12 protein-coding genes are annotated in these 13,837 nt (G+C 65.8%); 9 read left to right on the forward strand and 3 right to left on the reverse strand.

The genetic code is table 11. The features are described 5' to 3' along the window. Positions 1–68 precede the first annotated feature (68 nt). The 5 genes from ATO11_RS13925 (at position 69) to ATO11_RS13945 (ending at position 8,003) form a co-directional block, all read left to right on the forward strand. Positions 69–1,715 (forward strand): ABC transporter substrate-binding protein, encoded by a 1,647-nt coding sequence (locus ATO11_RS13925; RefSeq protein ID WP_050531511.1) that lies wholly within the window; start codon positions 69–71, stop codon positions 1,713–1,715. A gap of 110 nt (positions 1,716–1,825) precedes the next feature. Further along, the gene (locus tag ATO11_RS13930) at positions 1,826–2,872 is read left to right on the forward strand and encodes an ABC transporter permease (RefSeq protein WP_050531512.1); all 1,047 of its coding nucleotides are present in this window, start codon (positions 1,826–1,828) and stop codon (positions 2,870–2,872) included. A 14-nt stretch (positions 2,873–2,886) separates the two neighbouring features. Further along, complete coding sequence (locus ATO11_RS13935; protein WP_050531513.1) at positions 2,887–4,074, forward strand: ABC transporter permease; 1,188 nt, start codon at positions 2,887–2,889, stop codon at positions 4,072–4,074. Positions 4,075–4,178: 104 nt separating this feature from the next. Next, positions 4,179–6,263 carry a dipeptide ABC transporter ATP-binding protein gene (locus tag ATO11_RS13940; protein WP_050531514.1) on the forward strand — a complete coding sequence of 695 codons (2,085 nt, stop codon included), beginning with the start codon at positions 4,179–4,181 and terminating at the stop codon, positions 6,261–6,263. Between the two features lie 123 nt (positions 6,264–6,386). Continuing rightward, on the forward strand, positions 6,387–8,003 hold the full coding sequence (locus ATO11_RS13945; protein WP_050531515.1) for a hypothetical protein: 1,617 nt from the start codon (positions 6,387–6,389) through the stop codon (positions 8,001–8,003). Positions 8,004–8,009: 6 nt separating this feature from the next. Here the strand turns inward: ATO11_RS13945 and ATO11_RS13950 are convergent, their stop codons facing one another. After that, positions 8,010–8,609, reverse strand: coding sequence for a lytic transglycosylase domain-containing protein (locus ATO11_RS13950; RefSeq protein WP_050531516.1), 600 nt, complete (start codon positions 8,607–8,609; stop codon positions 8,010–8,012). 198 nt (positions 8,610–8,807) lie between these two features. On the opposite strand from ATO11_RS13950, the gene ssb reads away from it, so the two are divergent. Continuing rightward, on the forward strand, positions 8,808–9,296 hold the full coding sequence (gene ssb, locus ATO11_RS13955) for a single-stranded DNA-binding protein (RefSeq protein ID WP_050531517.1): 489 nt from the start codon (positions 8,808–8,810) through the stop codon (positions 9,294–9,296). Positions 9,297–9,408: 112 nt separating this feature from the next. Here ssb and aroB read toward each other — a convergent pair whose 3' ends face one another. Together aroB and ATO11_RS13965 are read right to left on the reverse strand one after the other, a co-directional pair. Next, positions 9,409–10,521 carry a 3-dehydroquinate synthase gene (aroB, locus tag ATO11_RS13960; RefSeq protein WP_050531518.1) on the reverse strand — a complete coding sequence of 371 codons (1,113 nt, stop codon included), beginning with the start codon at positions 10,519–10,521 and terminating at the stop codon, positions 9,409–9,411. Continuing rightward, positions 10,521–11,093 carry a shikimate kinase gene (locus tag ATO11_RS13965; RefSeq protein WP_050531519.1) on the reverse strand — a complete coding sequence of 191 codons (573 nt, stop codon included), beginning with the start codon at positions 11,091–11,093 and terminating at the stop codon, positions 10,521–10,523. Before ATO11_RS13965 ends, aroB begins: the two co-directional genes overlap by 1 nt. Positions 11,094–11,193: 100 nt before the next feature. On the opposite strand from ATO11_RS13965, the gene ATO11_RS22175 reads away from it, so the two are divergent. Genes ATO11_RS22175 through ATO11_RS13975 form a run of 3 tightly spaced genes read left to right on the forward strand, consistent with a single transcriptional unit; the run spans position 11,194 to position 13,836 of the window. After that, the gene (locus ATO11_RS22175; RefSeq protein WP_165586979.1) at positions 11,194–11,343 is read left to right on the forward strand and encodes a hypothetical protein; all 150 of its coding nucleotides are present in this window, start codon (positions 11,194–11,196) and stop codon (positions 11,341–11,343) included. Further along, on the forward strand, positions 11,315–12,895 hold the full coding sequence (locus tag ATO11_RS13970) for a hypothetical protein (protein WP_050531520.1): 1,581 nt from the start codon (positions 11,315–11,317) through the stop codon (positions 12,893–12,895). Before ATO11_RS22175 ends, ATO11_RS13970 begins: the two co-directional genes overlap by 29 nt. Continuing rightward, on the forward strand, positions 12,895–13,836 hold the full coding sequence (locus tag ATO11_RS13975; RefSeq protein WP_050531655.1) for a site-specific tyrosine recombinase XerD: 942 nt from the start codon (positions 12,895–12,897) through the stop codon (positions 13,834–13,836). The genes ATO11_RS13970 and ATO11_RS13975 overlap by 1 nt, the downstream gene beginning before the upstream one ends. Position 13,837 lies beyond the last annotated feature (1 nt).

Consider the following 13,837-nt stretch of genomic DNA (forward strand, 5'->3'; position numbering starts at 1 on the left):
ACGCGTCTTCGGACGATTGCCGGACCGGGGACGTCAAGAATGACAAACTGTGTCACAGGGAGAACAAGATGACGCATTCCACAAAATCGCTGCACCCCGCAGCGGTGATGTTCGCTGAAGAACACAAGAAGGGCCTGATGGACCGCCGCGAGTTTCTCGTGCGCGCGACCGCGCTGGGCGTTTCGTCCGTTGCTGCCTACGGCCTGATCGGCCTGAACGCGCCCGTCCATGCGGCAGCGCACGCCCAGCAGGGCGGCACGCTGCGCATGCAGATGGAAGTCCGGGCACTGAAAGACCCGCGCACCTATGACTGGACGCAGATCGCGACCTTCACCGCCGGCTGGCTGGAATACCTGGTGGAATACAACAGCGACGGTTCGTTCGAACCGATGCTGCTGGAAAGCTGGGAAGCCAACGAAGACGCGACCGAGTACACGCTGAACGTCCGCAAGGGCGTGAAGTGGAACAACGGTGACGACTTCACCGCCGAAGACGTTGCACGCAACATCGCCGGCTGGTGTGAAAAGGACGTCGAGGGCAACTCGATGGCGGGCCGCATGGCATCGCTGATCGACCCCGACACCAACAAGGCCGCCGAGGGCGCGATCACCGTGGTCGACAGCCACACCGTGAAGCTGAAGACCTCTTCGTCCGACATCACCATCATCCCCGGCATGGCCGACTACCCGGCCGCGATCGTGCACGCGTCGCACAACCCCGACGACATGCTCGGCACTGCCGTGGGCACCGGCTTCATGAAGCCGGAATCGCTCGAAGTCGGCGTGAAAGCCGTCATCGTGCGCAACGAAGGCCACGACTGGTGGGGCTATGGCGCCGGCAAGGGTGGCTATCTCGACCGGATCGAGTTCATCGATTACGGCACTGACCCGTCCGCGACCGTCGCGGCGTTCGAGGCCGAAGAGATCGACATGAACTGGGAATCGGTGGGTGACTTCGCCGACATCATGGACGGCATCGGCCTGACCCGCTCGGTCGTGACCTCGGGTGCGACCGTCGTGATCCGGACCAACCAGTCCCACGAACAGTACCAGGACGTGCGCGTCCGCAAGGCCATCGCCATGGCGGTGGACAACGCGGTCCTGCTCAACCTCGGTATCGGCGGTACGGGCATCACGGCAGAAAACTGCCACGTTGGCCCGATCCACCCCGAGTTCGACCCGGCCGTGGGCCGCATCCCGTTCGATCCCGCCGGCGCCAAGGCGCTGATGGAAGAGGCCGGCATGCTGGATTACGAGCACGAGCTGATCTCGATCGACGACGACTGGCGCAAGAACACCACCGATGCCGTCGCCGCGCAGCTGCGTGACGCGGGCATCAAGGTCAAGCGCACGATCCTGCCGGGGTCGACCTTCTGGAACGACTGGGCGAAATACCCGTTCTCGTCGACCAACTGGAACCACCGCCCGCTGGGCACGCAGGTTCTGGGCCTGGCCTACCGTTCGGGTGAAGCCTGGAACGAGTTCGCATGGTCGAATGCCGAGTTCGATGCGCTGCTGGCCGAAGCCAACGCCATCGCGGATGCCGATGCACGCCGCGTGGTGATGGGCAAGATCCAGAAGATCATCATCGACGATGGCGTGACGATCCAGCCCTACTGGCGCCAGCTGGCGCGCCACCACACCGATCGCGTGACCGGCGTGGACATGCACATCGCTTACCTGCCGCAGATCTACAAATGGGCCGTGGCAGCCTAAGCTGAACCGACAAGGGCCGCAGGGAAACCTGCGGCCCTTTCCTTCGCAAGCACCGCGTCAGACGGTGCAGGCAACCAAGGCCGGCATCCGCCGGCAGACAGGGAACAAACATGGGGATGTTCATCCTTCGCCGCGCAGGCGTCATGCTGCTGACGGCGATCTGTTTGACTTTCATCGTCTTTTTCATGACGAATCTCTATCCGAACCTGGAAAAGCTCGCCAAGACGCAGGGCAATTTCCGGATGACCGAGGAAGAGGTCGCCCGCTGGCTTGAACCGCGCGGCTACACGCAACCGACGCTTTACAAATACGCCGAATGGCTGGGCGTGAAGCCGGGCTACCGCGGCGAATCCGCCGATGGCCGCCCGCTGGGCCGCTGCGTGCGACCCGGACAGGACGAAGGCAGCATCCCGAACTATTGCGGCATCCTGCAGGGCGACTGGGGCTATTCCACCCAGTTCAAGGAACCGGTGAGCGACATCGTCTGGAAACGGCTCGCCCTGACCGGCAAGCTGATGTTCTGGGTGATGCTGCTGATGGTGCCCGGCGCCCTGATCGTGGGCGTACTGGCGGGCATGCGCGAAGGATCGGTCACCGACCGGACGCTGTCGACCGGGGCCATCGTGACGACGGCGACACCGGAATACGTGTCGGGCGTGATCTTCATCGCGGTTTTCGCCTCGTCTGCCGTGGGCCTGCGATGGTTCAAGGGCTCCGCCACCTCGGCGATGGAGAACATCACGTTCGAGAATTTCTTCCTGCCGGTCATCACCATCGCCCTTTACGGGCTGGGATACGTCGCGCGGATGACCCGCGCCTCGATGGCCGAGGTCATGACGGCGCAATATATCCGAACCGCTCGGCTCAAGGGCGTCAGTTTCGGCAACATCGTGATGAAACACGCGCTGCGCAACGCGCTGATCGCGCCTTTCACCGTGATCATGTTGCAGTTCCCGTGGCTGCTGAACGGCGTCGTGATCGTCGAGACGCTCTTCAACTACAAGGGCTTCGGCTGGCTTCTGGTGCAGGCGGCGGGCAACAACGACATCGACATGCTGCTGGCCTGTTCGGTCGTGGCGGTGGTCGTGGTGCTGGTCACGCAACTCATATCCGACATCGGATACGTGTTCCTTAACCCGCGCATTCGCGTCAGCTAAGGGAGGAGAGAGACATGGACCCTCTCAGCTGGGGAGCAATCTTCGCGCGCATGGCGGTGCAGTTCACGCCCGTCTGGATCGCGCTGGTGGTGCTGTTCGCGGTGTCGATCATGTTCAAGCGCCGGCTTGGCCTCTATGGCAAGCTGTTCGATTCCACGATCGGCATGATCGGGTTCGGGCTGGTGATGTTCTGGGTGTTCACGGCGCTCTTCGCGTCGATGATCATGACCTTCCCGCCGCTCGAACAGATCCCGGTGATGAAGAACAAGGTGCCGGGCTGGCCCGTCACCGGGGCCGATGAAGGCGCCTATGACTTCTACCTCCTGGGCGGCGACGCGCTGGCGCGCGACGTGTTCAGCCGGATGGTCGCGGGATCGCAGATCGTCATCACCATCGCCCCCGCCGCGACGATGTTCGCCTTCATGGTGGGGATCGTGCTGGGCCTGCCGGCGGGTTATTTCGGTGGCACCTTCGACACGGTGCTGTCGTTCCTGTCGAACCTGATCCTCGCCTTCCCGGTGATCCTGCTGTTCTTCCTGCTGGTGACGCCGGAAATCATCGAGACGGGCATGCCCAACTACATGGCGATGGTGCTTTTCGTGTTCCCCGTCCTGTTCCTGTGCGTGCTGATCTATTCGCGCTTCAGGACCCGGCCCGAGGTGTTCAACATCGCCTTCCCGGTCATCATGATCGCGTCGGTCTGGCTGTACCTGTCGCTGGTGTCCGAGGTGGGCACCAAGGTGCAGCTTCTGCCCGGCTTCCTCGACCTGTTCGACGTGCCGGGAGAGATCCTCGTGGTGTTCGTGTCGGTGGTCTTCGTCAACTCGCCCACGGTCTTCCGGATCGTGCGCGGCCTGACGCTCGACATCCAGACGCGGGACTACGTGGCGGCGGCCCAGACCCGCGGCGAAGGGTCGTGGTACATCATGCTGTGGGAGATCCTGCCCAACGCGCGCGGGCCGCTGATCGTCGATTTCTGCCTGCGGATCGGCTATGCCACGATCCTTCTGGGGACGCTCGGCTTCTTCGGCCTCGGCCTGCCGCCGGAAAGCCCGGACTGGGGGACGACGATCAACGCCGGGCGGCGGCTCTTGAGCGCCTTCCCGCACCCCGCCGTGGTGCCCGCGCTGGCGCTGATCTCGCTGGTGCTGGGGCTCAACCTGCTGGCCGACGGCCTGCGCGAGGAAAGCCTGCGCGACTGACTGACCGGGTTCGGGGGGCCAGCCCCCCGGACCCCCCGAGGTATTTATGAACCGAAGAAGCGACCCTGGTGCGTTCCGGTTCGATCCGACAGGAGGATCACACGATGCAGAAATGGGATTATGACGGCCCGATCCTCGAGATCGAGAACCTGTCGATTTCGTTCTTCACCCGGTTGCGGGAAATTCCCGCGGTCATGGATTTCTCCTGCGTGGTGCAACCCGGCGAAGCGATGGGGCTGGTGGGCGAATCCGGCTGCGGCAAGTCGACCGTGGCGCTGGGGGTGATGCAGGACCTTGGCGTGAACGGGCGGATCGTCGGCGGATCGATCAAGTTCAAGGGCCGCGACCTCGGCCAGATGAGCGCCGAGGAGTTGCGCGACATCCGCGGGTCCGAGATCGCGATGATCTACCAGGAGCCCATGGCGTCGCTGAACCCGGCGATGAAGATCGGCAAGCAGCTGATGGAAGTGCCGATGATCCACGAGGGCGTGGACGAGAAGGAGGCCTACAAGCGCGCGCTTGAGGTCGTGACCGACGTGCGCCTGCCCGACCCCGAACGGATGCTGAACTCGTTCCCGCACCAGTTGTCGGGCGGCCAGCAGCAGCGAATCGTGATCGCGATGGCGCTGATGTCGAAGCCGTCGCTTCTGATCCTGGACGAGCCCACCACTGCGCTGGACGTGACGGTGGAAGCGGCGGTTGTCGACTTGGTGAAGGACCTCGGCAAGAAATACGGCACCTCGATGCTGTTCATCTCGCACAACCTCGGCCTCGTGCTGGAGACCTGCGACCGGTTGTGCGTGATGTATTCCGGCGAGACGGTCGAGACCGGGTCGATCGAGGACGTGTTCGACGAGATGCAGCACCCCTACACGCAGGCGCTGTTCCGGTCGATCCCGCTGCCCGGCGCCGACAAGAACGCGCGCCCGCTGAAGGCGATCCCCGGCAACTTCCCCCTGCCCCACGAACGCCCGCCGGGCTGCAATTTCGGCCCGCGCTGCGACTATTTCGAGGCAGGCCGCTGCGACGCCCGCGAGATCCCGATGTTCGAGGTCGAAGGCAACGACCGCCACGCGACGCGCTGCCTGAAATACCAGGAGATCGACTGGGACGCCCCGATGGAGCTGTCCGAGACCAAGGAAAAGGGCAGCGTGGGCGACGTTGTCCTGAAAATGGACAACCTCAAGAAATACTACGAGGTCGCGGCCTCGGCCCTGTTCGGGGGCGGCAACAAGAAGGTGGTCAAGGCGAACGAGACCCTGACCTTCGAGGCCCGCGAATCCGAAACGCTCGCCATCGTGGGCGAATCCGGCTGCGGCAAGTCGACCTTCGCCAAGGTGCTGATGGGGCTGGAGACGGCGACCGAGGGCAGCATCATCCTCGACAACCGCGAGATCGGCAGCACGCCCATCGGCAAGCGGGATACCAAGGTCGTGTCGGACATCCAGATGGTGTTCCAGAACCCGTTCGACACGCTGAACCCGTCGATGACGGTGGGCCGGCAGATCATCCGCGCGCTGGAAATCTTCGGCATCGGCAAAAGCGATGCCGAACGGCGCGAGCGGATGCTGAAGCTGCTGGACCTCGTGAAGCTGCCGCGCGAATTCGCCGACCGGATGCCCCGGCAATTGTCGGGCGGCCAGAAACAGCGCGTGGGGATCGCCCGCGCCTTCGCCGGTGACGCGCGGATCGTTGTCGCGGACGAGCCGGTCTCGGCGCTCGACGTGTCGGTGCAGGCCGCCGTCACCGACCTGCTGATGGAGATCCAGCGGGAGCACAAGACGACGCTTCTGTTCATCTCCCACGACCTCAGCATCGTGCGCTACCTGAGCGACCGGGTGATGGTCATGTATCTCGGCCACGTGGTCGAACTGGGCACCACCGACCAGGTCTTTGCCCCGCCCTACCATCCCTATACCGAGGCGCTGCTGAGCGCGGTGCCCATCGCCGATACATCGGTCGAGAAGAAGCATATCGTGCTGGAAGGCGACATCCCCTCGGCCATGAACCCGCCGCCGGGATGCCCGTTCCAGACGCGGTGCCGCTGGAAGTCGGACGTGCCGGGTAACCTGTGCGAGACCGAGGTCCCGCCCATGCGCCAGCTGGCGGAGGGCCACCAGGTGAAATGCCACCTGGCCGAAGACATCCTTGCGCGCATGGAGCCGGTCATCAAGATCGCCGCCGAGTGATCGCCACCGGCCAGCAGGCCGGTCTGATCGCGACAGCGCAGCTGGACCTGCGCCCGGTTGCGCGGGGCGCGTGACCGATTAGGTACTACCGTGATAGCCTCCTGAAAGGGAACGGGGGCGCGCATGGATTATTTTGACTTGGGCACGCATGGCCGGGCGGTTTCCGACGTCCCGGAGGCGCAGACATGGTTCGACCGGGGCCTCGTCTGGACTTACGGGTACAACCACGAGGAAGCGATCGCCTGTTTCGAACGCGCGCTTGCCGCCGATCCGGGCTGCGCCATGTCGTTGTGGGGCATCGCCTATGCGGTCGGGCCCAACTACAACAAGGTGTGGGAAGATTTCGGGCCTGCCGAACGGCCCGCCATGCTGCAAACGGCGAACGACGCGCTCGACCGGGCCGAGGCGATGCAGGCCGATGCGCCTACCGCGGCCCTGATCGCCGCGCTCCGCCAGCGCTATCCGCGCGACGTCCCGGAGGATTACGCGCCCTTCCACGCCGCCTATGCACGCGCGATGGCGGGGTGCCTTGACGCCTATCCCCACGACCTCGACATCATCTGCCTCTATGCCGAGGCGGAAATGAACCGCGCGCCCTGGGCCTTGTGGGACTGGCGCACCGGCGCCCCCAGCGACGTGGCCGATACTCGGCGGGTTCAGGCAACGCTCGAGTCGGCGTTCGAACGTCCCGAGGCATGGGACCATCCCGGCCTTCTGCACATGTACGTGCACCTGATGGAGCAATCCGCCACGCCGGAACGGGCGCTGCGGCATGGCGACCGGTTGGCGACGGTTGTGCCGGCTTCGGGGCACCTGATCCACATGGGCACGCATATCGACGTGCAATGCGGCGATTACCACACCACCGTCGCGCGCAACCTTGCCGCCATCGTTCAGGACGACCTTTACCGCGACTACGCGGGCAGCGAGGGTTTCTACATGCTCTACTGCCTGCACAACATGAGCTTCACGCTTTACGGCGCTATGTTTCTTGGACAAAAACGGATCGCGCTTGAGATGGGAGACCGCCTGATCGGCGCCATGTCACGCTCGTTTCTCGACACCTATGCCGACTGGTTCGAAGCCTTTGCCGCGAAGAAACAGCACGCGATGGTGCGGTTCGGCATGTGGGAGGAGATACTGGAACAGCCGTTCCCCGAGGATATCGCGCTTTATGCCCAGACCCATGCAGCGCAGCGATATGCCCGCGCGGTGGCGCTTGCCAATACCGGCGCGGCGGCAGCAGCGCGTAATGAAGCCGCCGCGTTCGAAGCGGCGCGCGATGCCGTGCCCGAGGCGCGGGTGCTTTTCAACAACAGCTGCGCCGATCTGAACACCATCGCGACCGAGGTGATGTGGGGAGAAATCCTGTACCACGAAGGCGCTTACGACGCGGCCTTCACGCGGTTGCGGCGCGCGGTCGAGCTTGATGACGCGCTTCATTACGACGAGCCGTGGGGCTGGATGATGCCCACGCGCCATCCCCTTGGCGCCCTGCTTGCCGAACAGGGACACTGGGCCGAGGCAGAGGCTGTCTTCCGCGCCGACCTGGGGTTGGACGGCACCCTGCCCCGCGCCTGTCAGCATCCCGGAAACATATGGGCGCTCAAGGGGTTGGACGAATGTCTTGAAGCGCGGGGTGAAGAGGTTGAACGCCGTCATATCCGCGCGCAGCTGGCACAGGCCACCGCGCGCGCCGATGCCGGGATTGCCGCCGCCTGTTTCTGCCGGTCGCGCTGAAGCGGTTCAGCTGCCGTAGATGATGCGAACGTAATTGCGGGTTTCGCGGAACGGCGGAATGCCGCCGTGTTTCTCAACCGCGCCGGGCCCGGCATTGTAGGCCGCCAGCGCCAGGCGCCACGATTTGAACTTGCGGTACTGCTCTTTCAAATAGCGCGCCCCGCCGTCGAGGTTCTGCGCCGGGACCTTCGGATCAACGCCAAGGTACCGCGCCGTGCCGGGCATCAGCTGGGCAAGACCATAGGCGCCCTTGTGCGATTTCGCCGTCGGGTTCCAGCCGGATTCCTGCTGGATCAGGCGCAGGAACAGATCCTCGGGGATGCCGTGACGGCGCGCGGCCGACCGCGCCATGGGCAGGTATATGCCCTTGTATTTGCCGCGATACTTCTTGTTGAAGCCGGGATCGGTGTCCCATTTCGTGGGGGTGACGACCTTGGGCGGCTGCAAGCGAACCGAGTTGTTGTATTGCTGCTGTGCCCGGTTATCGAGGAGCTTTGTCTGGGATTTGAAGAGCAGGATTCGCGATTTCGACGACAGTGTTTCCGCATCCGAAACCGATGCCACACTCGCCAGAACACACCCCGCACAGAACGCAAGAAACCGCATGCCGTCCCCATACCGCTTATTGTTTTCAGAACTGTATACGCGATCCGGTGTCAAAGAACACCCTGCCGGTTGAAATTGAGGCGCGGGCCTCGTTTCCGGCGCCTTCAACGGTGGTTCATGGCCTATTAACCATCCTCCCGCCAGTGTAGAACGACACGACCCGGATTCGACCGGGAGCCACACAGACGGGGGAAAGACATGGCGGGTTCGGTCAACAAGGTGATCCTGATCGGCAATCTGGGGCGCGACCCCGAGGTGCGGACGTTCCAGAACGGCGGCAAGGTCTGCAACCTGCGCATCGCCACATCCGAGACCTGGAAGGACCGCAACACCGGCGAGCGCCGCGAACGGACCGAGTGGCATTCGGTCGCCATCTTCTCGGAACCGCTGGCCCGCGTGGCCGAGCAATACCTGCGCAAGGGTTCCAAAGTGTATATCGAGGGCCAGCTGGAAACCCGCAAATGGCAGGACCAGTCCGGCCAGGACCGGTATTCGACCGAGGTGGTGCTGCGCCCCTACAAGTCTGAACTGACGATGCTGGACGGACGCGATGGCGGCAGCGGCGGTGGCGGCAGCTATGGCGGTGGCGGCGGCCAGGTCGGCAACGATCCCTACGGCGACATGGATCGCGGCGGCGCGCCCTCGCCCGCACCGTCCCGCGACATGGACGACGAGATCCCGTTCTGAGGCAGATCGACACGCGTCCGCTGACCCCGGCGGACGCCGAAAAGGTGCTCGGGTTCTACGAAAAGGTCGGGTTCAACCGCGAAGACAAAGGCGGGCTGGTGATCCGCCGCCCCTAGGCCCGTGCCGCCAGCGCGTCCTGCAACACCGCGCGCACCGCGTCTCGCGGCACGTCGGTCGCCACGAAGGCGTCGCCGATGTCGCGGGCAAGGATATACCGCATCTGCCCGTCCACCACCTTCTTGTCCTGCGCCATGAGGTCGAGCAGCGCGTCGGCGCCCGGCAAGTCGCCGGGGATGTCGGCCAGCGTCGCCGCCATCCCCATCGCCGACAGGTGCGCGCCTACCCGGCTGGGCGCTTCCTGCGGGCAAAGACCCATCCGCGCCGACAGATCGAAGGCCAGCCCGCACCCGATCGCCACGCCTTCGCCGTGCAGGAGCCGGTCGGAATATCCCGTCGCGGCCTCCAGCGCGTGGCAGAAGGTATGGCCGAGGTTCAGAAGCGCGCGGTCGCCCTGCTCGGTCTCGTCTCGCGTGACGATCTCGGCCTTCATCTCGCAGGACCGGCGCACCGCGTATCCGCGCGCCGCCACGTCGCCCGCGGCCATGGCCGGGCCGTTCTGTTCCAGCCACTCGAAGAAGGCCGCGTCCCCCAGCAGCCCGTATTTCACGACCTCGCCATAGCCTGCGAGGAAATCGCGGGGCGCAAGCGTGTCCAGAACCGACAGGTCCGCCAGCACGCGCACCGGCTGGTGAAAGGCCCCGATCAGGTTCTTGCCGAAGGACGAGTTGATCGCCGTCTTGCCCCCGACCGAACTGTCCACCTGCGCCAGCAGCGTCGTCGGTACCTGCAGGCAGGCCACGCCGCGCCGAAGGATGGCGCAGGCGAACCCCACGAGGTCTCCGATCACGCCACCACCAAGTGCCACGACCACGTCGTTACGCTCGATCTTCTGTTCCAGAAGCCATTCGACCGTGCGCGTCAGGTGAGGCCAGCTTTTCGTCGCCTCGCCCGCCGGAAGCGTCAGCGCGACGCTGTCGATCCCGCCGCCGCGCAGACCGTCCTGCAGCGGGCCAAGATGCAGGGGCGCGACCGTCTCGTCGGTCACGATCGCGACCCGCGCGCGGCGCAGGAGCGGCGCGACATGCGTGCCCGCCTGTTCGATCAGGCCGGGACCGATCAGGATGTCATAGGCGCGCGCGCCCAGTGGCACGTGAACGATGTCCATCACAGGGTCTCCAGTACGTCGGGGCGGGCCTTCAGCGCGTCGATGACCTGGTCGACCATGTCCTCGATCGCGTATTCGGGCCGCGAGGTGACCGAGATGTCGGCCAGCGCATAGACCGGCACCCGCGCCTCGTAGATTTGCTTGAGCGTCGCGTAGGGGTCCGGCGTACGCAGCAGGGGCCGCGTGTCGCGGTGCTTCACCCGGTTCCACAACAGGTCGAGATCGGCGTTGAGCCACAGCGACACGCCCTTGTCCGAGATCACATTGCGCGTGGCCTCGGCAAGGAACGCGCCGCCGCCGGTCGACAGGATGCCGCGTTCTTCCTCCAGCAGGCGCGCGATCACCTCGTATTCCCGCTCGCGGAAGAAGGGCTCGCCATCGCGGGCGAAGATCTCGGCGATGGACATGGCGGCGGCCTGTTCGATCTCGGAATCGGAATCGAGGAACGGCACGCCAAGGCGCGCGGCCAGCGCGCGGCCCACCGCCGTCTTGCCCGCACCCATCATGCCGACCAGCGCCACCGTCTTCTTCAGGCGCAGTTTTCCGTCCCGCGTTGCCCCGTCTTCGGCCATGCCTTGCCCAATTTTCCGTATCCCGCCCTGAATGACGTGAACTTCACCCAAAGGCCATATATAAAACTTGCAAAAGACGGGCAGTCCAAGGCGCATCACCATGGGTCGGATACTGAAGTGGTTGATATATCTCGCAGTGTTGGGATTCGTGGCGCTTGTGGCCTATGCCTATGTCGGGCCGTTCCTGGGGGCCGACTTTTCGGCGGAAAAACGTGAAATCCGTGTACCGCTGTCGCTGGCCGTCGATTGATCGCGCCATTGCCCTGCTGGGCATCGCGCTGATCCCGTCCTTCGCCGCGGCGCAGGAGGAGGACCCGCTGGCCGTGATCGACTGGCTGACGCGCCCGCCGCTCGACATTCCCGTCATCCCGCCCGACGCCACGCCCGTCGCCAAGCCACCGGTGGACGAACCGCCCGTGACGGATGACGCCACCCGGCCCCGCGTGCAGGTGCAGCCCCTTGGCGCGGTGACGCCGGATGCGGCGGGCCTCCTGGCACCGGGCGTGACCGGCTTTCCCCTGACCCTCTGGCGCGGGACGGGGTTCGACACGCTGACCCCGCTTCTGCAAGCGCTCGATACCGGCGCGAGCCCGGTCATGCAGCGCCTGATGCTGCGGCTCCTGCTGGCCGAGGCCAACCCGCCCCTCGGCGTCCCGACCGCCGGTGCGTTCCTCGCCGCCCGCGCCGACAAGCTGAAGGCGATGGGCGCGGTTGACCAGGCGCTCGCCCTTGTCGAACGTGCAGGCATCGACGGGCCGGACCTGTTCGACGTCTATTTCGACCTTGCCCTGCTGACCGACCAGACCGATGCCGCCTGCACGCGCCTTGCCGCGGCACCGCACCTTGCGCGGGACTACGCGGCGCGCGTCTTCTGCCTTGCACGGGACGGCGACTGGCAGGCGGCGGCAACCGTGCTAAACACCGCGGCGCTGCTGGGTGCGATTTCCGATGACCGCGCGCAGCTTCTGGCGCTGTTCCTCGACCCCGAACTCGCCGAAGAGGTGGACCCGCCCGCCATTCCACGCCGTCCCACGCCGCTTGACGTGCGCCTGTACGAGGCGCTCGGCCTGCCCATCGCGCCCACCGACCTGCCGCCCGGCCATTCCGTGCGCGACCTTGGCGGGGATGCCGGGTGGAAGGCGCAGATCGACGCCGCCGAACGGCTGACCGCCGTGGGTGCGCTGCCACCCTCGCGGCTTTTCGGGTTCTACCTAGCGCGGCGGCCGTCGGCCTCGGGCGGGGTGTGGGACCGGGTGGCGGCGGTGCAGCGCTTGCAGACCGCGCTGGACGAGGGCCGGGACGCCGCCGCCGGGGCCGCGCTGTTGCGGGCATGGCCGATGATGCGCGATGCCCGGCTGGACGGCGCCTTTGCCCAGCACATGGCGCCCGCGCTGCTGAACGCCAACCTGTCCGGCGCCGCGCGCGAGGTCGCGCTGGACGTGACCCTGCTGTCGGACATGTACGAAACCGCCGCCGCCGGCCTTGCCACCGGGGAACGCGCCTTTGCCGCCGCCTTAGCCACGGGCGATAGTCCCGGCATGGACAAGGCGGCAGCCACCGCGACCGAGAAGGCCGTGGCGCGGGGCTTCGGCACGCTTCCCCTGCCCCCGGCGCTGGCCTCGCTGCGCGAGGAGGGCAAGCTGGGCGAGTTGATCCTGCGCGCCATGGCGCTCTACCTCGCGGGACAGACCGGCGATCCGCGCGAGGCGGGTGATGCCATCGCGACCTTCCGCGCCGTGGGCCTCGAAGACGTGGCGCGGCAGGCGGGGTTCGAGCTTTTGCTGCTGGACCGGGGCGCATGATGGCGGCCCCCGCGCAGGACCGCCAGTGGATCGCCTCCTTTGTCGAGGCGCAGGCGGCCGAACTGGGCGCGGCCACCAACACCCAACTCGCCTATGCCCGCGACCTGAAGGATTTCGGCGACTGGCTGGATGGGCGCGCGTCCTCTTTTGCAACCGCCGAACGCAGGGATGTCGAGGATTACCTCGTGCATTGCGACGCGCAGGGCCTTGCCAAATCCACCCGCGCGCGGCGGCTGTCGGCGATCAAGCAACTCTACCGCTTCGCCTTCGACGAGGGCTGGCGCGAGGTGAACCCCGCAGTCCAGATCTCGGGCCCCGGCCGCGACAAGCGCCTGCCCAAGACGCTCAGCGTCGACGAGGTCGACGCGCTGATGCGCGCGGCGGGCAGCGTGGGCCGGTCCCATGCCGACCGGGTGCGCAACACCTGCCTGATGCAGGTGCTTTACGCCACGGGCATGCGGGTGACCGAGCTTGTGTCCCTGCCCGTCTCTGCCGCGCGCGGCAATCCGCAGCTTCTGCTCATCCTCGGCAAGGGCGGCAAGGAGCGCATGGTGCCCCTGTCCCCCGATGCGCGACTGGCCCTGTCGGACTGGCTGGTGCTGCGCGACACGGCAGAGGAGAGCGGGCGCAAGGCGGGCAAACCATCCTCGCCCTACCTCTTTCCATCACGCGGCAAGGCCGGTCACCTGACGCGGCACCGGTTCTACCTGCTGATCAAGGACCTCGCCGTGTTTGCCGGGATCGCCCCCGACAAGGTCACGCCCCACACGCTGCGCCACGCCTTTGCCACGCACCTTCTGGCGGGCGGGGCCGACCTTCGGTCGATCCAGACGCTGCTGGGTCATGCCGACGTGTCCACGACCGAGATCTATACCCACGTGCTGGAAGACCGGCTGAAGGACCTCGTGCTCGATCATCACCCGCTGGCGAAAGACGACTGAC

The sequence above is a fragment of the Pseudaestuariivita atlantica genome (assembly GCF_001205715.1).
Lineage (GTDB): Bacteria > Pseudomonadota > Alphaproteobacteria > Rhodobacterales > Rhodobacteraceae > Pseudaestuariivita > Pseudaestuariivita atlantica.